The 21,706-nt window shown below is 32.3% G+C and carries 16 protein-coding genes; all 16 read left to right on the forward strand.

Going from position 1 to position 21,706, the window contains the following annotated elements:
- Positions 1-57: 57 nt before the first annotated feature.
- The gene (tagD, locus tag B5P40_RS03295) at positions 58-453 is read left to right on the forward strand and encodes a glycerol-3-phosphate cytidylyltransferase (RefSeq protein ID WP_113708837.1); all 396 of its coding nucleotides are present in this window, start codon (positions 58-60) and stop codon (positions 451-453) included.
- Positions 454-459: 6 nt separating this feature from the next.
- The gene (locus tag B5P40_RS03300) at positions 460-1,638 is read left to right on the forward strand and encodes a CDP-glycerol glycerophosphotransferase family protein (protein WP_113708838.1); all 1,179 of its coding nucleotides are present in this window, start codon (positions 460-462) and stop codon (positions 1,636-1,638) included.
- Positions 1,639-1,814: 176 nt separating this feature from the next.
- Entirely contained in the window at positions 1,815-3,014 is a 1,200-nt protein-coding gene (locus tag B5P40_RS03305; RefSeq protein ID WP_113708839.1) for a CDP-glycerol glycerophosphotransferase family protein, read from the forward strand.
- A gap of 1 nt (position 3,015) precedes the next feature.
- A complete protein-coding gene (locus tag B5P40_RS03310) occupies positions 3,016-3,819 on the forward strand; it encodes an ABC transporter permease (protein ID WP_044438318.1) in 804 nt (267 codons plus the stop codon).
- A gap of 15 nt (positions 3,820-3,834) precedes the next feature.
- Positions 3,835-5,463, forward strand: a complete 1,629-nt coding sequence (tagH, locus tag B5P40_RS03315) for a teichoic acids export ABC transporter ATP-binding subunit TagH (RefSeq protein ID WP_113708840.1) — start codon at positions 3,835-3,837, stop codon at positions 5,461-5,463.
- A gap of 146 nt (positions 5,464-5,609) precedes the next feature.
- A complete protein-coding gene (locus B5P40_RS03320; protein WP_113708841.1) occupies positions 5,610-7,202 on the forward strand; it encodes a CDP-glycerol glycerophosphotransferase family protein in 1,593 nt (530 codons plus the stop codon).
- A gap of 221 nt (positions 7,203-7,423) precedes the next feature.
- The gene (locus B5P40_RS03325; protein ID WP_113708842.1) at positions 7,424-10,672 is read left to right on the forward strand and encodes a CDP-glycerol glycerophosphotransferase family protein; all 3,249 of its coding nucleotides are present in this window, start codon (positions 7,424-7,426) and stop codon (positions 10,670-10,672) included.
- 152 nt (positions 10,673-10,824) lie between these two features.
- Positions 10,825-11,895 carry a glycosyltransferase gene (locus B5P40_RS03330; protein WP_231348244.1) on the forward strand — a complete coding sequence of 357 codons (1,071 nt, stop codon included), beginning with the start codon at positions 10,825-10,827 and terminating at the stop codon, positions 11,893-11,895.
- Positions 11,896-12,205: 310 nt separating this feature from the next.
- On the forward strand, positions 12,206-13,087 hold the full coding sequence (gene galU, locus B5P40_RS03335; RefSeq protein WP_044439500.1) for a UTP--glucose-1-phosphate uridylyltransferase GalU: 882 nt from the start codon (positions 12,206-12,208) through the stop codon (positions 13,085-13,087).
- Positions 13,088-13,646: 559 nt separating this feature from the next.
- Positions 13,647-14,345, forward strand: a complete 699-nt coding sequence (locus B5P40_RS03340; RefSeq protein ID WP_044439499.1) for a YveK family protein — start codon at positions 13,647-13,649, stop codon at positions 14,343-14,345.
- On the forward strand, positions 14,335-14,994 hold the full coding sequence (locus B5P40_RS03345) for a CpsD/CapB family tyrosine-protein kinase (protein ID WP_002184562.1): 660 nt from the start codon (positions 14,335-14,337) through the stop codon (positions 14,992-14,994). Before B5P40_RS03340 ends, B5P40_RS03345 begins: the two co-directional genes overlap by 11 nt.
- Before the next feature lie 441 nt (positions 14,995-15,435).
- Positions 15,436-17,250, forward strand: a complete 1,815-nt coding sequence (locus B5P40_RS03350; RefSeq protein WP_113708843.1) for a polysaccharide biosynthesis protein — start codon at positions 15,436-15,438, stop codon at positions 17,248-17,250.
- A 117-nt stretch (positions 17,251-17,367) separates the two neighbouring features.
- Positions 17,368-18,522, forward strand: coding sequence for a glycosyltransferase family 4 protein (locus tag B5P40_RS03355; RefSeq protein WP_113708844.1), 1,155 nt, complete (start codon positions 17,368-17,370; stop codon positions 18,520-18,522).
- Positions 18,507-19,607: a glycosyltransferase family 1 protein gene (locus B5P40_RS03360; protein ID WP_078176141.1), complete on the forward strand. Its 1,101-nt coding sequence runs from the start codon at positions 18,507-18,509 to the stop codon at positions 19,605-19,607. Before B5P40_RS03355 ends, B5P40_RS03360 begins: the two co-directional genes overlap by 16 nt.
- Before the next feature lie 57 nt (positions 19,608-19,664).
- Entirely contained in the window at positions 19,665-20,756 is a 1,092-nt protein-coding gene (locus B5P40_RS03365) for a hypothetical protein (RefSeq protein WP_070145563.1), read from the forward strand.
- 30 nt (positions 20,757-20,786) lie between these two features.
- A complete protein-coding gene (locus B5P40_RS03370) occupies positions 20,787-21,689 on the forward strand; it encodes a glycosyltransferase family A protein (RefSeq protein ID WP_113708845.1) in 903 nt (300 codons plus the stop codon).
- The last annotated feature ends 17 nt before the right edge of the window (positions 21,690-21,706 follow it).

Below are 21,706 nucleotides of genomic sequence, written 5' to 3' on the forward strand. Positions count from 1 at the left end.
TAATATATTTCTAAAGTAAATAATTATAAAAAAGAACATTTCACAGGGGGCGCGATTATGAAAAAGGTTATTACATATGGGACTTTCGATTTATTGCACTGGGGACACATTAACTTATTGAAGAGAGCGAAAGATTTAGGGGATTATTTAATTGTTGCTGTTTCTTCAGATGAATTTAACAAATTAAAAAATAAAAAATCTTATCATAGCTATGAGAATCGTAAAATGATTCTAGAAGCGGTTCGTTATGTGGATGAGGTGATTCCTGAGCATAGTTGGGAGCAGAAAGTAAAAGATGTTGTTAATCATGACGTAGATATTTTTGTTATGGGTGATGATTGGGGAGGAGAATTTGATTTTTTGAAAGAATACTGTGAGGTTGTTTATTTACCAAGAACAATTGGGATTTCTACTACTAAAATTAAACAGGAGCTAGTGTTAGTTGCTAGATAGTGTATTATGTTTCGAGAACTGATTGTAACAGTATATCTAATTGTGTTCAAAATCCTATTCAACATAGCAAAAGTATTTCCTCTTAAAAATAAGGTAACCTTTATTATGTCTTATGGGGAAAATCTTATCTTTATTTATGAAGAAATGCAGAAACAACATGTAAATTGTGAAGTTGTTTTTTTGTATAAATCAACTTGTAAGTATGAAGTGAAAAGTTATCCGGATGTAAAATCATTCGCATTTGAAACAAAAAGTATAGTACAAACTATACAAGCAGCGTATCATTTAGCGACATCTCAACATGTTATTATCGATAATTATTTTGGATCGTTGTCAACGATCCGGTTTAAAAGCGGGGTACAATGTATCCAAATTTGGCATGCGGCGGGTGCCATTAAAAAATTCGGATTATTGGCCCCTTCTTTTAAAAGGCGAAGTAAATACGCACAAAAAAGGTTTTTAAAGGTTTACAACAATTTTCATAAAGTTGTAGTAGGCTCTGATGCTTTGGCAAATATCTATATGGATGCCTTTGGAATAGAAGAGGAAAATATATTAAAAACGGGCATCCCTCGTACAGATGTTTTTTTTAATAAAAATCATCAAAAGCATATTGTTAATAGCCTCCTATGTGGTCTTCCTGATCTACAAAGGAAAAAGGTCATTTTATATGCTCCAACTTTTAGAGATAAAGAACTGGAAGATTTTGATTTACATTTAAATATTGATGCAATGTATGAGGCTTTAGAAGATGAATATATTCTTGTGATCAAACTACATCCAGCTATTAGAAATAATCTGGAATATAAGGAATCGTATAAAGATTTCTTATACGACTATTCTCTATACCCGAATATAAATGATTTGTTTTTAGTAACAGATATTTTAATAACAGATTATTCTTCTGTCCCTTTTGAATTTTGTTTGTTAAATAAACCAATGATATTTTTTGCATATGATCTAAAGAAATATGTGAAGAAAAGAGGAATCATTGGAGACTTTATTGCTGATGTCCCTGGACCTGTTGTGTATAACTCAGCTGAAATTATTGAAACAGTGCGAAACTATTCGTTTGATAGTAATAAGTTGAAGCAATTCAATGCACGTTGGAATCAATATTCGGATGGGAATTCAAGTAAGAAGTTGGTCAATTGCTTATTTGATCAAAAAGAGGTTGAGCTTTAAGTTAAGTTGTAAGGTAAAGGGGCTAAGTAAGATCCAAGGAAAATACTTAGCTTTTTTTCGTGGGTGTTTAATTTTTCTTACGGTCTTTGAATCAGGGGCATTGAATGTAAGAATGTAAATGGTTATCGTGATAATTTATAAAAAGGCTAATTGTAGTTAGAAGGTGCATGGATAATATGAGTGTAATCAAAAAAATAAAAAATCATCGAATAGTAAAGGTTGCTTGTAAAACGATATTTGTACTATGCAGTCACTTACCTGCTCAAAAGAAATTAGTTGTTTTTGAAAGTTTTTCTGGCAAACAGTATAGTTGTAATCCACGTGCGATATACGAGTATATGGAACAGCAACATTTAGGATTCCAAATGGTGTGGAGTGTGAATAAAAACTATATAGAACAGTTTAAAGAGGCGAATATTCCATATGTTAAGCGCTTTTCAATCCGTTGGTTTATTTTAATGGCACGTGCGCAATATTGGGTTACAAATAGTCGGATGCCATTGTGGCTTCCAAAGCCTAAGCATACTACTTATGTACAAACTTGGCACGGTACACCACTAAAAAAATTAGCTATGGATATGAAGGAAGTTCATATGCCAGGCACAACTACAGAAAAATATAAGGAAAACTTTAAGAGAGAAGCGCAAAATTGGGATTATTTATTGTCACCGAATGCGTATTCAACAAAGATTTTCCGAAGCGCATTTCAATTTAAAAAAGATGTAGTTGAAGTTGGATATCCTAGAAATGACTTTTTATATGTAAACAATAATTGTAAGAAGATTGAAGAGCTGAAGAAAAAAAACGGTTTACCTGTAGATAAAAAAATCATTTTATATGCTCCAACGTGGAGAGATGATCAATTTTATAGCCAAGGGCGTTATAAATTAGACTTACAACTGGATTTAAACCTTTTACAGCAAAAGTTAAGTTCTGATTATATCATTGTGTTAAGGATGCATTATTTAGTAGCAGAACAGTTTGATTTAGTTCCGTATAAAGGGTTTGTTTATGACTTTTCCCATCATGTCGATATTAATGAATTGTACGTATTATCAGATGTGCTAATTACAGATTATTCTTCTGTCTTTTTTGATTATGCAAATTTGAAAAGACCTATTATTTTTTATACGTATGATATTGATTTATATCGTGATAAGCTAAGAGGCTTTTATTTTGATTTAGAAAAGGAAGCTCCTGGACCAGTTGTTTCAACAACTGAAGGTGTATTGGAAGAGATTATGAAATTCACAAGGGATGGATTGGGCGAATTTGAAAAAAAATATGATACTTTCTATAATAACTACTGTTATTTGGAAGATGGTCTTGCATCTAAACGTGTAGTAGAGAAAGTGTTTTTTGGAGAGGCACAATAAAATGAATGCAATGATTATGGTATTAAAAGAACAGATAAATAGTCTCTATTTAATTAAACGCCTATCTATTTATCAAGTTAAAAGTACAAATAAAGATAACTATCTAGGCATCGTTTGGGAAATGTTAAACCCTCTAATCCAAATGGGCATTTATTGGTTTGTTTTTGGAACTGCAATAAGAGGTGGTTCAGGGGTAAATGGTGTTCCATTTATATATTGGTTGATTTCTGGCATATCGGTATGGTTCTTTATTAATCCTGCAACTATGCAAGCTTCTAAATCTATTTATACAAGGTTAAATATGATCTCAAGGATGAGCTTTCCAATGAGTGTTATTCCTAGTTATGTAATTATGTCTAACTTTTATCAACATCTAGTATTAATAGGCATTGTTACCTTTATATTTTTAGTATCGGGTCAAGGGATTTCAATCTATTATATTCAATTGACCTATTATATGTTTGCCACAGTTATGCTTGTTTTTGCGTTTTCTTTAATTACTTCTACTTTATCTACGATCGTACGTGATGTACAAATGATAGTGCAATCTTTAATGCGGATGCTACTCTATTTAACTCCCATTTTATGGACCCCTGAGAAGTTACCACTTGTTTTACAAAAGATTATGCAGCTGAATCCATTATGCTACATAGTCCAAGGCTATCGAAATGCTTTTTTAGGAACGGGTTGGTTTTATGAAGATATAATGTATACACTGTATTTCTGGGGAATTGTGTTCTTTATGCTATTGATTGGTACAGCAGTACATGTGAAATTTAGAAAACATTTTGTAGACTATCTATAATGAGGATTGTAAAAAATGAACTATTCAGTGAAGTTTCATAATGTAACAAAAAAATATAAAATGCATAGTAAAAGTTCTGATAAGTTAAAGGATATTATATATCCGGGCGGGTTTGGTGAAGATTTTTACGCGTTAAGAAATTTAAGTTTTGAAGCCCAAAAAGGTGATGTAATTGGTATTATTGGCGTAAATGGATCTGGTAAATCAACAATGTCTAATTTAATTGCTGGCATTACACCACCTACGGCAGGAACTATTGATATAAAGGGTAAAATATCACTTATTGCTATAGCTGTCGGACTTAATAACCAATTAACAGGTCGAGAAAATATTGAATTGAAATGTTTGATGATGGGGCTAAGTAAGGATGAGATTCAAACATTAACACCAGAAATTATCGAGTTTGCCGATATTGGTAAGTTTATTGATATGCCTGTAAAAAAATATTCTAGCGGTATGAAATCTCGCCTTGGTTTTGCAATTTCTGTGAATATTAATCCAGATGTTTTAGTTATTGATGAAGCCTTGTCCGTAGGTGACCAAACATTTACAGATAAGTGTTTAAAACGAATGAATGAATTTAAAGAACAAGGGAAAACGATCTTTTTTGTGAGTCATTCATTAGGACAAGTAAAGCAATTTTGTACAAAAGCGTTATGGATTGAATATGGTGAAATTAAGGATTATGGGCTTATGCAAGACGTAATGCCTAAATACGAACAGTTTTTAAAAGAATACCGTGCTATGAGTAAAGAGGAGCAACAAAAATTTAAAGAAGAAGCACAGAGAAAACAAGCCGGTCAGGAAATGAAGCAGGAGGACGCTAAGGCTTTAGATATTGCACATACTGGATTAAATCCAAGGAAACGGAAGAAAAAATATATGATTCCATTGGCAGGATTGGTCTTATGTATCGGAGTTGGAAGTACTGCTTATTTGAAAAAGGATCTGTTTGTCCAGCCTCCCCAGGCGGAAGCTGAAAGTAAAAAGAAACAAGTGTCTAATGAAAAGAAAAAAAATCCATTGGCGGATTTAGATATTCGATATGTGAAAATGGCAAAGGCAAAGATCAGAAGTATGCCAAATCTAAATGGTAAACAAGTAGCTATGATGGAATTTGGTACACCGTTTGTGGTAAAGACACAGCAAAAAGATGAAAAAAACGATATAAACTGGTTGGAAATTGTATATGAAGATGGAACAGAAGGATGGATTAGTGAGGGTGTGTCAAGTACGATTCCTTTTAGCTCAGCTTTACAGTATGAGGTTATCTCCAACAAGTTAAAGGGGCTATCGGGCTCAAATCAAAACTTTGAAAGTGGTATATCTTTATTAGGAAAAAATCAACAAGATGTACAAGGTGTGATAGGGAAGCCAAAAAACACCGAAGAACTATTAGAGGGTACATTAAATAGTTATGAAAATATCAATGTTCTATATAACCATCAGTTCACTGTAAAACAGGTTACAATACAGAATATGTCTATCCCTAAGGTGGCGATGTTAGAGAAGTTAGGTCAAGCGCAGTTAGTAAGTGAAGACGGAGCATCATTTATATACCGCTCTGATAAATATGATTTTAAATTTTCATCCGCAGATGGTGTAACTGTTGATCAAATATCTATATTTTTACATGCTAATTAAATTGATGAAGTGTTTACATGATTACGGTGGGATTAAAACCTTCGTATATCGCTCATAGTTGAGTTATAACATACAAATTTCTTGAAAATCATATATTTAACTATATGAATTTGATTCGTTGAAGTGCTAAAGAAAGAGTGAAGCGAATGGTCAAATCCTCCGGAAAGTTAATTTCTAAAATACGAATAACGTCATTTAAGAAGAAAAAAGGAAAATGGCAGTTTGCTATTAGAGTAAAATGTAGAGATAAATGTACGGTCGAGGCTATAACTTTAAAAAAAAGGAACGGAGATAAAGTTTATCAACTCCCGTATCAGGAAAGTAGCGTAAATGAATTTGAAAAAAAGGTTATCTTTGAAATAGAGCTGGATCAACTTGAGCTAGGCCCGTTTTTTTGGGATTTTTATGTACATTTGAAATCCGATGAACTTAAAAGTTATCGAATTAAACATCCCAGCTATATTGTTAATAGAAAGCTAAACAATCGATTACAGCGTGACCATGGTGAAGATGGATATGTAGTATATCCATATGTGACTGTTAAAGGTGGACTCAGCTTACATTATCGAAGGAAGGGAACCTATGATCAGTTAAAATATGCTTTGAAAGAAAAGCTGGCATTAATCATATATTATACATTTAAATGGCATTGGGATCGAAAAGGCATTGTATTAGTATATGAGAAATTTAGCCATACCGCACAAGATAATTCTTATTATTTCTTTAAGTATTGCTATGATCATAAGCAAATTCCTAATCTATATTATGTGATTAACAAAAAGTCTAATGACTATAAGACGCTTGATCAATATGAGGATAAAGTTATCGACTTTATGAGCATCAAGTATATGATTTATCTCCTTGCTAGTACACTTATGATATCTTCTGAGTCAAAGGCACATTGTTATATATGGAAAGAAAACAGGGGAACGTTAAAGAAAGTTATTCATACTAAAAAGCACGTTTTTCTACAACACGGTGTGCTAGGTTTGAAAAAGGTGGATTCAATTTTTAAAAAAGGTAGTCCGAATGGAACGAATTTATTTTGTGTATCTTCGGAATATGAAAAAGAAATTGTAAAACAATTTTTTAATTATACAGAAGATGAAATCATTGTGAGTGGATTAGCAAGGTGGGATTATTTGCAAGATAAGAGTGGGGAGCAAAAACAAATTCTATTGCTACCGACATGGCGAGAGTGGCTAGATGAGGTATCAGAGGAAGGGTTTTTAGATAGTCAATTTTATAGGCAATATGAAAGGCTGCTAAATGATACAACTCTTGTTGAACAACTAGAGAAACATAACGTTATTTTAAAATTTTGTATGCATCCAAGAATTCATAGTTCTATTCGTTATTTTGAGTGTAATACTTCAAATGTACAATTTGTAAAATACAAAGATATAAAAATTAATGAGTTGATAATGGAATCTTCACTGCTTATAACAGATTATTCTAGTGTTTCTTGGGATATGTATTATTTAAAAAAACCAATTATTTTCTTTCAGTTCGATCATATAATGAATGGTTATTTAAACGTAGAACATGAATTATTTGGAGATAGATGTGTGCATGTGGATGAACTAGTTCAACTCTTAACTTTCTATATGCACAATGGATTTAAGGAGAAAGAAAGGTATAAATTGCTTAGAAATCATTTATTCTCATATATCGATCAAAACAACTCAAAGAGAATTGTCCTGGAGATCCTTGCAAAGAGAGATCAACTGAAAAACTAAATCCGCCCTTTTTTCGTTAGAATTGTTTCGTTATATTGTTAATTAAATAAATAAGTATACTATGTTTTATTTATTTAAATATATTAATACCACTCTTACTAATGATAGTAGTTAGGATAATTTTTTATATAAGTTATAGAACATAAATTGTAAATAGAGGAATGGACACAAAGTAGTCGGATAGTGGATTTAACTGTTAGCAGATGAAAGGTGAGATTGAATTGAAAGTAAAAGTGTTATTGGAAGAAATGAAAATTACGCAAAATAAAAGCATCGAACTTGAAATCTCTATACAAACAGATGGAAATATGCAAGATATTTATGAGAGAGTAAAGGGATTATTTATTCATAAAGGAGATTCTAAAAGACAGTTATCACTATCTAGTATGAAAATCCATAAAGATAGAATTATATGTGTTCTACCAATTTCAGGACTTTCCGAAATAACGAATAATGGAAAATTAAAAGTTTATTTACAACTAGATAAAGACATTGTTGTTCTTCATGTATATAACAATTTGGAGAAGGAATTCTTTATATGTCCTGATAACACAATTTTTCAAGTGAATGCGATTAATTCAGCTGAACAGTTTGTTGAATTTAGTAGAAAAGACTCTGTAGGTATTGTTGTCTCTGCAAATGAAATTTTTGAAAATGAAGAAAAAGATTTTGTAATACTGGGGGATTTCTCTCCGAAGTCTAAGCGTAGAGAGGTTTGTTTAAAAGAGTTCTTTTTGAAAAACGGCCTTACAAAAGAAGTGAAAAACTTAACAGATTTAAAAGTGAATGACAGTACAAATGAATATCAAGTAACGCTGAATTTAAAGGGAAATCCTTTATATGAAGGTAACTGGGAATTGTATTGCGAAGGGGAGCTTAATGGCAAGTCTGTATTAATAAAGGTTGAAAATAAACAAGAAAGAAAAGTAGTCGGAAATTATTTTCGTTATAATGATCAATTGTATTATCACGTGTTTTCTCGTAATAATAAACAGGAATTAATTCTTAAAATTGAAAAAAATGAAGAGAGAATGGTTTCTACTAAAATTAAAACTGTAAATTTAGGACAAAACAAGCTCACTATCGAAGGATTCGTGCAATTTAATTATATGGTGGATGCGGAAAATCAGATGGTAGAGTTATTGTTTGTCCATCGAGATACGAAAAGACACCAATCACATCCTATTAGGATAATAAACCATTCTTTTACAAAGACAATAGCGTTTGAAGAAGGTGATTTCTTTGAAGAAAAGGGAATTTGGGATGTGTTCTTAAGTTTTAAAGTGAGCGGGGTTAAAGATAGAGTTCCATTAAATCTAGATTCTACCCTAGAATCTAAAATGGACTTTGTAGTTATACCTAAAACAATTTATACCCGATCCGGTACTATAAAAAGAATTCGACCGTATGTTACTTTAGATAATAATTTAGCAGTATTGGTTAGAGATGAAGGAGTATACTGTGATGTTATTAGAGTTGATTATGAAGCGAGTAAGCTAATCGTAAAAGGCTTTGTAAGCATTCCGGATGTTAACTATGTTTTAAAAGATGTGTATCTTCATGAGGAATCTATGGATTTAAAAATTGATTGTATAAATGAATTTTCAGAAGGAGACGGAGGCTATTATTTTAATAGCTCATATGATTGGGATTCATTTGATATAGAAACAATTGGTGAAGTAAACTTACAGTTTATGATTTATATTGAGGGTAATGGAAATAACATTGTGTTTAGATTAGCCTCTAATTTAGATGATATCCAAAATAAAGCAAAGGTCATGATATATCCACCATTAAATAAAGATGCTAATGGATATCCGATACAAATTCGACCTTACTATACAAATGAAAATGAACTGTCTGTTTCAATACGGAACTCTCTTCAAGCACATTGTATCACGATGGATGCAAAGAAAAAGCACGTGAAATTTACAATTCAGCTAACAATACAAGACCAGTTTGTATTGCAAGATGCAGAATTAGTTTTGAGGCATAGTCAAACAAAAGAAATTATAAAACAGCAGCTTAAGTCAAAAAGTATAAATGAATATGTATGTAATATGGACCTAGCATTTATCAAATCTATTGGGTCTTATGAACAAGGTAGATGGGAAATTTATTTTTCTGCACGTGTAAATAATAATATCGTCCAAGCAAAATTATTTGGTAAGAATTTAGATGTTATTAATAAGAATTCGACCTTTAAATCAAATGCGATAAAAGTAGTGGGTGATTTATATCTGTCAATTTTCTTTGATAAAAAGAGTAGATTAATGTCACTTGAATCGCGAAATTTACGAGCACATGAGAAGTCAAGTGAAAAGATAAGACTTTTAGCAGCAAGATGTGTTGCTAAAGTATGGAGAAAGTTTAGAAAAAAACCGGTATGGCTTATTGGTGAAAATCTAGGAGAAGTTGCACAAGATAACGGATTTGCCTTTTTTGAATCTTGTGTTAAGAAAAATATCCAAGAAGAGACGTATTATGTGAGTAAGAAAAATAATAAAAATATGGATAATCTCTTACCATATAAAGATAAAGTTCTACGATACGATAGCTTTAAACATCTTGTTTTATACTACTTAAGTGAATATACAATTGTAAGTCATGGAATTAGAGATGTTATTCCAAGTATTGTTCATAATAAGATGGCAAGTAATACAAAGAAAGTTATCTATTTACAACATGGTATTATTGCGATGAAAAAACTGCAGTTTAATAGAAACTCATACAATGGGATGATTAAAAAATTTGTTGTTTCTTCAGAACATGAAAAAAATATTATGATCAATGAAATGAAATTTAAAGAGAAGCAAGTCATGGTTACTGGACTAGCTAGGTTTGATTCTTTAGAAGATAAAAGCAAGGCTAGGAAAACAAGAGAAATTCTTCTTATGCCTACATGGAGAGAATGGATTATTGGTTCGAGAGAAGAATTTTTAGCATCTGATTTCTTTGTGCATTACCATGGGTTATTAAAAGATAAGAAATTGCACGATTTGCTTGAAAAACATGATTTAGTGCTTAAGTTCTTCCCACACATTGAAATCCAAAAAAAATATAAGGATGAATTTGCATCTTTAAATGAAAGAATACAAATTGTTAAATTGGGCGAAGAAAGTGTAAAAGAATTGATGCAAAACAGTTCTTTAATGATTACGGACTATTCAAGCGTTGTATTTGATTTTAACCATTTGAAAAAGCCAACAATCTTCTATCATTTTGATGTAAATGATTATTTGAAACATAGAGGTTCCTATGTAGATTTAAGAAAAGATTTAGTTGGGGATATTGCACATACAAAAGAAGAAGTTATTAAATACGTAAGCGATTATGTTGAAAATGACTTTAAGTATAAACCTAAATATAATATAAATTCTAAAAAATATTATGCTTATCATGATAAGAACAACTTTGAAAGAATTTATAACGAAATTAAGAAGTTATCTAATAAAAAAACACCTAAATAGTGAGGTGAAGAAAAATGAAAATTACGTTTCTTGTATACAATATTTATGGAATGGGTGGAACGGTGAGAACGGTTATAAATACAGCCAATTACTTTGCCTCTAAAAATCATGATGTAGAAATTATTAGTGTGAGAAGAACAAGTGCTAAGCCGATGTTTGATATTGATAAAAAAGTAAAGATTACTCCAATTTTTGATGCAAGAAGAGGAAAGTTATTTGGTAAAAACACACCGCTATATCAAAAAATCATTAAAAAAATACTAATGAAATTCCCTAGTTTCTTTATAGATAAAAGCGAAGATTTATATCATATGTTTAATCTATTTGTAGATTTTAAAATTATTGCAGCACTTAAAAAGATAAACAAAGGAATTTTAATTACGACGATACCTTCTTTTAATATTTTAGCTACAAAGTTTGTAAAGAAAGATGTAATAAAAATTGGGCAAGAACATCTGTATTTTGCCGGTCATGCACCAGGATTACAAAATAAAATAAAGAAATATTATAAAAAGCTAGATGCTCTAACATGCTTAACAGACTCCGAAATTAATGACTATGAGCAGTTATTAATAGGAAGTAAGGTAGATTTATACAAAGTAGAAAATGCCACAGATATTCCGGAAGAAACAGCGGATTTAGATAAAAAAGTGGTTATTGCGGCTGGGCGTTATGCTCCTGAAAAGGGATTCGATCTCTTAATTCCGGCTTTTTCTAAAGTTATCAAAAAACATCCTGATTGGAAGCTGAAGATTTTTGGATCTGGAGTAGAGGAAGAGGCACTTCGCGAAAAAATCTTTGAGGAAAAAGCGTATAATAATATTTTCCTTATGCAAAAGACAAATAATATTATAGGTGAAATGCGTAATGCTTCTATATATGCTTTAAGTTCTAGGTATGAATCCTTTGGAATGGTAATTATTGAAGCAATGTCTGTTGGAGTTCCTTGTGTAGGTTTTGCATGTACGGGTCCTAGAGAAGTTATTACACATAAAGAAGATGGTATTCTAGTAGAAGAAGGAAATGTAGAGGAATTAGCTAATTCATTAATGATGCTAATTGAGTCTGAAGAATTAAGAAAAGAGTATGGTCGGAATGCTAAAAAGAATGTTGAAAGATATACTTTCAATGTCGTTGGGGATAAATGGGAAAACGTTTTAGAGGATCAAGCACAAAAAACAATAAAACAAGATAAAAAAGCATTAGCTGAGGTATCAATATAAATTAATTATTTTGCAGGAGGGAACTCCAAGTAAATATGTAGATATATAGGAGATTTTTTGTTTCAAGATAAAAATTATAATAATTGTGATAGGCTTTTTGCATAAAGTGAGGCTTCTGTTGGTGAGGGATTTACGGGACTGTGAAGAGTGGATTGGGATTATTCTCATATATTAATTTACTTTATATATAGGGGCAACGAATGTATTTAATACTGTAATCATTAGTTAGCTTATAAGGTATTTTTTATTAGCAGTTAGATTTTAAGACTTAATATAATTATCCTTAGAATTATTACTAGGAGGAATATCATTGAAAAAAGTAAGAAAAGCTATTATTCCAGCAGCTGGATTAGGGACTCGCTTCCTACCAGCAACAAAAGCAATGCCAAAAGAAATGTTACCAATTGTTGATAAACCAACAATTCAATATATCGTGGAAGAGGCAATTGCGTCTGGAATTGAAGATATTATTATCGTAACAGGAAAAGGAAAACGTGCAATTGAAGATCATTTCGATCATTCCTTTGAATTAGAACAAAACTTACTATCAAAAGGAAAGTATGAAACTCTTGAAAAAGTACAAGAATCTTCAAAGATCAATATTCATTATATTCGCCAAAAAGAGCCTAAAGGTTTAGGACATGCTGTTTGGTGTGCTCGTAAATTTATTGGAAATGAGCCATTTGCGGTACTACTTGGTGATGATATTGTTCAAGCGGATACGCCGTGCTTACGCCAATTAATGAATCAATATGAGAATACACAATCATCAGTAATTGGTGTTCAAACTGTTCCAGAGAATGAAACGCATCGCTATGGTATTATTGATCCGCTAGAGCAAAAGGATCGCAGTTATCAAGTGAGTAAATTTGTTGAAAAACCTGCTAAAGGAACAGCACCATCTAACTTAGCGATTATGGGGCGTTACGTGTTAACTCCAGAAATCTTTATGTTCTTAGAAGATCAACAAACAGGGGCAGGCGGAGAAATTCAGTTAACAGATGCGATTCAGCGTTTAAATGAAATTCAACGTGTATTTGCATATGATTTCGAAGGAAAACGCTATGATGTCGGAGAAAAACTAGGGTTTATTCAAACAACAATTGAAATGGCACTGCAACACGAAGAGTTAAAAAAAGAGCTATTAGATTATATGAAAAAGTTAGTGGAAAGCGCAATGGTTTGTAACTAAGCTTTAACGATACAAAAAAAGACTTCATTAGAAATGAAGTCTTTTTTTGTAGAAAAGGATGCTAAAATTTTTATGGATCAGAATCAATATGTTGGGTAAACAGTTAAGGTGAATCTGTTTTTGGAATTAGCTTTTTAATAATACTTCTTTTTTTCAGTCGTCAGACTTGTAGGATATTGTTTAATTCAGTTTTAAATAGTTTTTATAATGTATCAATATATGAATAAATTAATTCATTTGAAATAATTATTTATGAAGTTATTTTTGAATTTATATAAGGATAATTGAATTAAATATACTAAGGTAATTGTTGGATTTGATGTATAAATTTATATTGACGGGTTCATTATCAAGAACTAAAATGAATATTAAATGAGTATATTAAGATTAAAGAAACAAGGTATGAATTTTCCGAATGGAATGTATACTCGGAAAATTCATTCTACTTATGATTTAGTAAATTATGTTCGATATAATCAAAATTAACTTAGGTTATACGATTTGATTTACCAGCGATTAGCTTTTTTATTAGTTAAATAGACAGTAATGGAGGGGAAACATGGAAAAGGAAATAAACTTAAAAAATTTATTTAATGTTATAAAAAGAAAATTTTGGATTATTGCAGTAATTACGATATTAGCGGCATGTATTGGTGGTATATATAGCATTTTCATGAAAACGCCTTTATATGCGTCTTCTGCAAGAATCCTCATTCCAGCTAATGCTGATGCTATAGCTACACTTAAAGTGATGATAAAGGAACCTATTGTTTTAGAGAAAGTGGCCCAGCAATTAAATTCGCAAAAATCAGCAGATGCATTGAATGGACAGGTTAGTGTTGGAAAGATTGAAGAGTCACAGGTTTTTGTTATTACGGCTGTGGATACTAATCCAGCCCAGGCAGTCAAAATTGCCAATGCTACAGCAAATGTTTATAAAGAAGAAGCCAATGCTATCCTAAATTTTTCGAATGTCCGCATCTTAACAGAAGCAAAAGTACAAGAGCATCCTTTACCGATAAACTTGAATCATGCAAAAGCGATTGAGATGGCCTTGGCTGCCGGTCTTATACTGAGTATCGGAGTAGTCTTTGTATTGGATTCTCTTGATGAAACAATTAAATCGGAACGTAACATTGAAAAATTATTACCGGTTCCCGTTTTAGGAAGTGTTTCTCAAATGAAGAAAAATAATATAGTAGATAAAACAAGTAAGAGAGAAAGTGTAATAGTGGAGGGGAAAACATTTGATTCATAATAAAAAGCAAAGCCGTATCCTTGATAATAGTCATTTAATTGCTCATATCGCTCCGAAATCGAAGATGGCTGAGGAATATCGAACAATTCGTACTAACCTTCAATTTGCAATTGGCACGGACAAAACAAGAACTATAATTATTACTTCTCCTGGATATGGAGAAGGTAAAACCACCACTGTGGCAAATTTGGCGGTTTCTATGGCTCAGCGAGATGAAAAAGTCTTAGTTGTTGATGCGGATTTGCGAACTCCGGAACTACATGCGATTTTTGGAATGGAAAATAAATCTGGATTAACAAATGTTTTGGAGGGAAAAGCAGCATTAGAAAAAGTGGTAATGCAGACAGAAATCAAAAATGTACATATATTGACAAGTGGTCCCGAAATTAATAATCCAGCTGAGATGCTTAGTTTACCATCTATGCAAAATTTAATTAGCAAAGCAATAGAGCAGTATGACATTATTTTATTTGATTCTCCGCCCCTTCTTGAGGTTATAGATACAAATATACTAGCTAGTCAATGTGATGGGGTATTATTGGTGTTAAGTTGCTATCAAACTGCTAGTGAAGCAGTTGTTGAAGCGAATAGGGCCTTAGATTTAACAAAAGGAAAGCTTGTAGGGGCTATTCTAAATAAAAAAGTATAAGAGATTTATTAGAATTGATTATACATAAAATAATAATACAGCGCTTTCCTAATGGGTGACGTAAGGATGAGAAGCTTTTCATATATTTTATAGTAGAGAATGAAAGACCACCTATAGAAAATTATAGGGTACGGTGATGTCTCCTTACCACTATCAATGGAGACACTCGATCATACTGTGGGTTGAAGAACCTTAGACGTTAGTCGTCAAGAGTGTGGTGTGAGGGAGGGTTGGATGCCCAAACTTATTTGAAGTTCTTGTCTAGAAAGTCTTTCTAAAGGATTTTGTAGATAGGAACTTTGTATTAGTTGGTTATTGATTATTTTCCTTGTCTATATGTTTAGCTAGACATATTCAATATATAAATCTTTTAATTCTAAGATAACAATTATGAGGATTTCCTTTTGTTATATATAAAAAATTTAGAGAGGGGGGCCTATTATGACGTATCGCCAGAGATTATCCTTATTAATTTTAATTGATTCCTTAATCGTATTAACTACGGTTTTCTTTAGTCGCTTCTTAGTAAGTGCTGATTTCAATGTCATAACATTTCCCATCGTAGTGAGTGCAATGACGCTGCTATTTAGCCATCATATTTTTTCTTTTATTTATAAGCTTTATAAAAAAGCATGGGAGTATGCAAGTGTAGGAGAATTGCTAATTATTTTAAAAGCAATCACACTTTCTGTTATCACAACAGCAGTAGTACAACAAATATTGGTTCAAGATATTTATTTCCGTCTTCTTGTTGTAACGTGGATGATTCATATTTTACTGATTGGAGGATCACGTTTTCTATGGCGGATGTTCAGAGATGCTTATATTCAAAAAGGGGAGGACAAAAAAAGAACACTAATTATTGGTGCGGGTTCTGCAGGTACAATGGTTGTAAGGCAACTTTTGAATAGTAATGATACTGAATTACTGCCTGTGGCATTTATAGATGATAATATAAAGAAACAAGGGTTGGATATTCTTGGAATACCGGTAATTGGAGGGATTGACCGTATTGAATTTGCTGTTCAGCAATTAGATATCGATAGCATCATAATAGCAATTCCTTCACTTAGCAAGAAAGCATTAAATATGATTTTTCAAGAATGTTCCAAGATAAAAATAAAAACACAAATTCTTCCAATGCTAGAGGATTTAGTGACTGGAAAAGTTTCAGTGAATGAATTTCGTGATGTCCAAGTAGACGATTTATTAGGACGTGATCCTGTTGAATTGGATATTGAAAGTATTTCAGAATTTATTACTAATAAAATTATTTTAGTAACTGGTGCTGGTGGTTCAATTGGATCTGAAATTTGTCGTCAAATTGCAAAATTCAACCCAAAACAATTGATTTTATTAGGTCATGGTGAAAATAGTATTTATTCTATCGAAATGGAATTGAAAGAGCTATACGGTGACACAGATATTGTCGTTACCACAGAAATTGCTGATGTACAGGATGATCTGAAAATGATGTCAGTAATGAGTCAATATCAGCCTCAAGTTGTTTATCATGCTGCTGCACATAAGCATGTACCATTGATGGAACGTAACCCCGAAGAAGCTATCAAAAACAATTTAGTTGGGACAACAAACGTGGCAAAAGCGGCAAGCTGGAATGGGGTCGAGACGTTTGTAATGATTTCTACAGATAAAGCTGTGAATCCGACAAGTGTAATGGGAGCAACAAAAAGGCTTGCTGAAATGGTAATTCAAAACTTGGACAAAACAAGTAATACAAAGTTTGTGGCTGTAAGATTTGGTAATGTATTAGGAAGCCGCGGTAGTGTTATACCGTTGTTTAAAAAACAAATTAAGCAAGGTGGTCCAGTTACGGTTACACATCCAGATATGATTCGTTACTTTATGACAATTCCAGAGGCGTCCAAGCTTGTAATACAGGCTGGTGCATTAGCTAAAGGTGGAGAAATATTTGTGTTAGATATGGGAGATCCTGTGAAAATAGTAGATCTTGCGAAAAATTTAATTACATTATCAGGAAATTCGCTAGAAGAAATACAAATAGAGTTCACTGGAATAAGACCTGGAGAGAAGCTCTTTGAAGAACTATTGAAAAAAGAAGAAATACATGAACAACAAATTCATCCTAAAATTTATATAGGTAAAACATCGAACCTTTGTATAAACGAAATTGAAGCAGTTCTCCAAACTTATAAGAATCTCGAGAAGACGGAATTAAGAAAACGTGTATTGACATTGGCAAATAGTCATATAACTCCACGAAATATGATATAAATATGGATTTTGATCTGCATATATATGCTTAGACTTATGTTTTACTATGTAGAGAAATGAGAATGAAGTATGCACAGGTGGTTAGTTACAATATAACAATTGTAGGGTGATATATATATGGAAAATAAAGTATTATTTTGTGCGACGGTAGACTTTCACTTTAAAGCATTTCATTTGCCGTATATGAAATGGTTTAAAGAACAAGGCTGGGAAGTCCATGTTGCTGCTGCTGGCAACATAGAACTCCCATATGTGGATAAGAAGTATGACATTTCTATTCAAAGGTCACCTTTGCAATTTAAGAATATTAAGGCTTATAAAGAGCTGAAAGATATTATTGATGAAAATCAATATAAAATTATTCATTGTCATACCCCGATGGGGGGAGCCGTTGCACGTTTGGCAGCAAGAAAATCTAGAAAGCATGGAACAAAAGTTTTATATACTGCGCATGGATTTCATTTTTGTAAAGGTGCCCCGCTTGCAAATTGGCTGTTATATTATCCAATTGAAAAAATGCTAGCAAATTATACAGATTGCCTCATTACAATTAACCAAGAAGATTATAACTTGGCTGTTCAGCGAAAGTTTAAAGTACCTAAAATTGAACAAATTCATGGGGTGGGAGTGGACACAGAATATTTTAAACCAGTTAGTGAGGCTCAAAAGAATTGTCTAAGGATTGAGATGGGTTATAAACCGGATGATTTTTTAATGTTTTATGCGGCTGAGTTTAATAAAAATAAAAATCAGCAGTTTTTGATTCGTTCATTGGCCTTAATAAAAGATCATGTTCCCAATGCGAGGCTTCTATTGGCTGGGAATGGTCCTTTGATAAATGATTGCAAAAATTTAGCTAAACAAATGGGCGTATTTGAAATGATAGATTTCCTTGGTTATAGGAATGATATTGCAAAAATTTTACCTATTTGTGATATTTCTGTTGCATCCAGTCTACGTGAGGGGTTACCGGTTAATATTATGGAAGCGATGGCTTGTGGATTGCCTGTTATAGCTAGTGAGAACAGGGGCCATAAAGAGTTAATTCAAAATGGTGTAAATGGTTGGACAGTAGGTCGTGAAGACATACAGGCAATGGCAGAAAAGATAAAATATCTTGCTGAAAATAGTAGCTTACAAGGCATATTCGGAGAGTCTGGTCGTGAGATTATTAAAAATAATTATGCCGTCAATAAAGTATTAGAAGAAAAGAGCTATATTTACACCATGTTTATGAGTGGAACGGAGGCGTTAGATTGGATTGTCCATTAAGAATCTTACATGTTGTAGTCAATATGAACCGTGGTGGTGCAGAAACCCTTATTATGAACTTGTACCGGAATATAGATCGAAATAAAGTGCAGTTTGATTTTCTTACTTGTAAGGAAGGTGTTTTCGATACAGAAATATCAGAATTAGGTGGGAAAGTGCACAGGATTCCATATATTACTGATGGTGGTCATAACGAATACATAAAGTCTTTAGATAATTTTTTTGAATCTCATCAAGAATATAAGATTGTACACTCACACATGGATAAGATGAGTGGATTTGTGTTACGTGCAGCTAAGAAAGCCGGTATACCAGTTCGTATCGCACATAGTCACAATACTAGCAGTGAAGGTGGAGTTGCTGCGAAAGTATATAAGTGGTATGCAGGGAAGTATATATTAAGAAGTGCGACACATCTTCTAGCATGCTCGGATGCAGCATCTCGCTGGTTATTTGCAGGTAAAACAGATACTGCCACGATTTTAAAAAATGGAATTGAGCCTGAAAAGTTTTCATTTTCCCCCGAAATTAGAAAACAGATAAGAGAGGAACTAAATCTTACAGTTGATAACTTTGTAGTAGGGCATGTAGGAAGGTTTGCGCATCAAAAAAATCATGGATTCCTTATAGAAGTGTTTGCTCAGTTAGTTAAACTTAGAAGAGATTCCGTTCTTGTTTTGGTGGGGGATGGTCCGTTACGGGTAAAGATTGAACAAAAAGTGGAAGAATTAAATTTAGGGGCTAATGTAAAGTTTCTTGGCATAAGGAGCGATATCGACCATTTACTTCAAGCTTTTGATGTATTTGCATTCCCATCCATTCATGAAGGATTGCCTGTTACTCTTATAGAAGCGCAAGGAGCTGGGTTATCTTGTGTAATCTCGGATGCGATAACTAAAGAAGTAGACATGGGAGCAGGTCTAGTGAGTTTTGAAAGCATAAATACCTCCCCCGAAATATGGGCGCAGGATATATTGGATGTCAATAAACGTATGCAAGATGTAGAAGGATATATCAAGAAAGAAGGATATGATATAAGTGAATCGGCTACTTGGCTTGAGAATTTTTATCTTCAAGCGCTTTAATTAATAGTAACTTCTATATTTTAAATAATGTCTAAAGGATTAAAAAGGAGCACAATGATGTCAAGAGTTTCATGTTGTCTTAGGCTAGGAGAAGTTCCGCTGCATCTCTATAATATAACTGCAGGTTTTGTTCTACTTGCTCAACAAGGAGTAATAGACTTGAGGATAGAGAAACTTAGTAAGAATCATCAAGATCAATTACCTTATAATATGATGGAAGTTATAATCAACGGGAAAACTCGAGTTTTATATGATGTTAATGATGGTTATGATAATTTGCTTAAGCAAAATCAGGATTATGTTGAGTTTATGAATGTGTTGTTAGAAAAATACGACTTTTACTTTAAGCGAAGTTTTAATAGTTTTTATAATTCAAAGTTAAGGCATAAGGAAAAAATTTATCCTCTTGGATTAAATTATATGGTTACAATACCTGGAAATATCGCGCATTCACCGATGCCTCAAGATCCACTTAGGGAGAAAATTAAGAAAATAATACGGAAGGTTCCGTTGTCTCAATATTACAATGGTTTATATCGTATTAATTCTTTTGAAGATATACCTCATAAAGAAATAGATTCAAAAATTCTTTTTATGGCTAGGCTATGGGATGTAAATGGAGATTATGAAGGGCAAATTTCTTCGAATAAAAAGGAAGAACGTGCATATATTAATGATTTTCGAGCAACATGCATTAGACTTTGTCGAAAAGAGTTTGGAGATAAATTTTATGGAGGAGTAGCACCATCAGAATTTGCATATAAAAATTATGCAGATATTGTTATAGAAGACGGAAAAGCTACTGAACGGAATAATTACCTAAGAAAGGTAAAAGAATCTGCAATTTGTATTGCAACTATGGGATTACATCAATCTATTGGTTGGAAATTTGCAGAGTATGTTGCAGCAAGCAAGGCTATAGTAACAGAAGAATTACATTATGAAGTCCCAGGTGATTTTCGTGATGGTCAAAATTATCTTGTTTTTAAAACACCAGAAGAATGTATAAATCAAATATATACTTTATCAAATGATGAAAATTATAGATATCAAATGATGATTAACAATTATAGATATTACCATGAATATGTAAGACCTGATAGATTAGTATTAAATAGTATATTAACAATATTAGGGGATGAATTTTAATAGATTAGATGATTGATGGAGAGATGTAAATTGAAACCTACTCTTACAATTTTTACACCTACATTTAACCGTGCTTACACGCTGCATTTATGTTATGAAAGTTTAAAGCGACAGACAAGTAAGGATTTTGTTTGGTTAATTATTGATGATGGATCTACAGATGACACAAGAGAGTTAATAGAAAATTGGATTTCCCAAGGCAGTATCTCAATTCAGTATCATTATCAAGAGAATCAGGGAATGCACGGGGCACATAATACTGCTTACGAATTAATTGATACGGAACTTAATGTTTGTATTGATTCTGATGATTATATGGCGGATGATGCCGTTGAAAATATCACTCGTTTTTGGAAGGAGTATGGAAGTAATGATTACGCTGGCATAATAGGATTAGACGCTAATCCAAATGGAAAAGTTATTGGAACGATGATGCCGGAACATGTGAAGGAATCTAAACTGACAGATTTGCATGCGAAATATAAAGTCACAGGTGATAAAAAGTTAGTTTATCGATCAGAGTTAACACGAAAAACCCCACCATATCCAATATTTCCGGGCGAAAAGTACTGTCCTTTAAGTTATAAATATATTCTTATTGATCAAGAGCAGCCTTTACTCATCATGAATAAAGTTCTTTGTCATGTTGAGTATTTAGCAGATGGATCTAGCATGAACATTATTAAGCAATATAGAAAAAACCCCCAAGGGTTCTCATTCTTTAGAAAAGTTGCTATGAAATATGCTCCTACATTAAAAGAAAAATTTCGAGAATCTATACATTATGTATCTAGCAACTTGATGATCAAAAACTATAAATTTCTTATTGAGTCCCCATGTAAGCTTATTACTTTGGTGGCTACACCTTTTGGGATTATGCTTTATTTTTATATTCAAAAGACGAGTAAAGCTACTGTTTTGAAAAATAAATAGTAGGTCTTTAATTAACT

The organism is Bacillus sp. SRB_8, from assembly GCF_003264205.1.
Lineage (GTDB): Bacteria > Bacillota > Bacilli > Bacillales > Bacillaceae_G > Bacillus_A > Bacillus_A mycoides.

What these genes read in the sequence shown, in the direction of transcription:
- tagD (WP_113708837.1), top strand. Translation starts at nt 58, where the DNA reads ATGAAAAAGGTTATTACATATGGGACTTTCGATTTATTGCACTGGGGA.
- B5P40_RS03300 (WP_113708838.1), top strand. Translation starts at nt 460, where the DNA reads ATGTTTCGAGAACTGATTGTAACAGTATATCTAATTGTGTTCAAAATC.
- B5P40_RS03305 (WP_113708839.1), top strand. Translation starts at nt 1,815, where the DNA reads ATGAGTGTAATCAAAAAAATAAAAAATCATCGAATAGTAAAGGTTGCT.
- B5P40_RS03310 (WP_044438318.1), top strand. Translation starts at nt 3,016, where the DNA reads ATGAATGCAATGATTATGGTATTAAAAGAACAGATAAATAGTCTCTAT.
- tagH (WP_113708840.1), top strand. Translation starts at nt 3,835, where the DNA reads ATGAACTATTCAGTGAAGTTTCATAATGTAACAAAAAAATATAAAATG.
- B5P40_RS03320 (WP_113708841.1), top strand. Translation starts at nt 5,610, where the DNA reads ATGGTCAAATCCTCCGGAAAGTTAATTTCTAAAATACGAATAACGTCA.
- B5P40_RS03330 (WP_231348244.1), top strand. Translation starts at nt 10,825, where the DNA reads ATGTTTGATATTGATAAAAAAGTAAAGATTACTCCAATTTTTGATGCA.
- B5P40_RS03340 (WP_044439499.1), top strand. Translation starts at nt 13,647, where the DNA reads ATGGAAAAGGAAATAAACTTAAAAAATTTATTTAATGTTATAAAAAGA.
- B5P40_RS03350 (WP_113708843.1), top strand. Translation starts at nt 15,436, where the DNA reads ATGACGTATCGCCAGAGATTATCCTTATTAATTTTAATTGATTCCTTA.
- B5P40_RS03355 (WP_113708844.1), top strand. Translation starts at nt 17,368, where the DNA reads ATGGAAAATAAAGTATTATTTTGTGCGACGGTAGACTTTCACTTTAAA.
- B5P40_RS03365 (WP_070145563.1), top strand. Translation starts at nt 19,665, where the DNA reads ATGTCAAGAGTTTCATGTTGTCTTAGGCTAGGAGAAGTTCCGCTGCAT.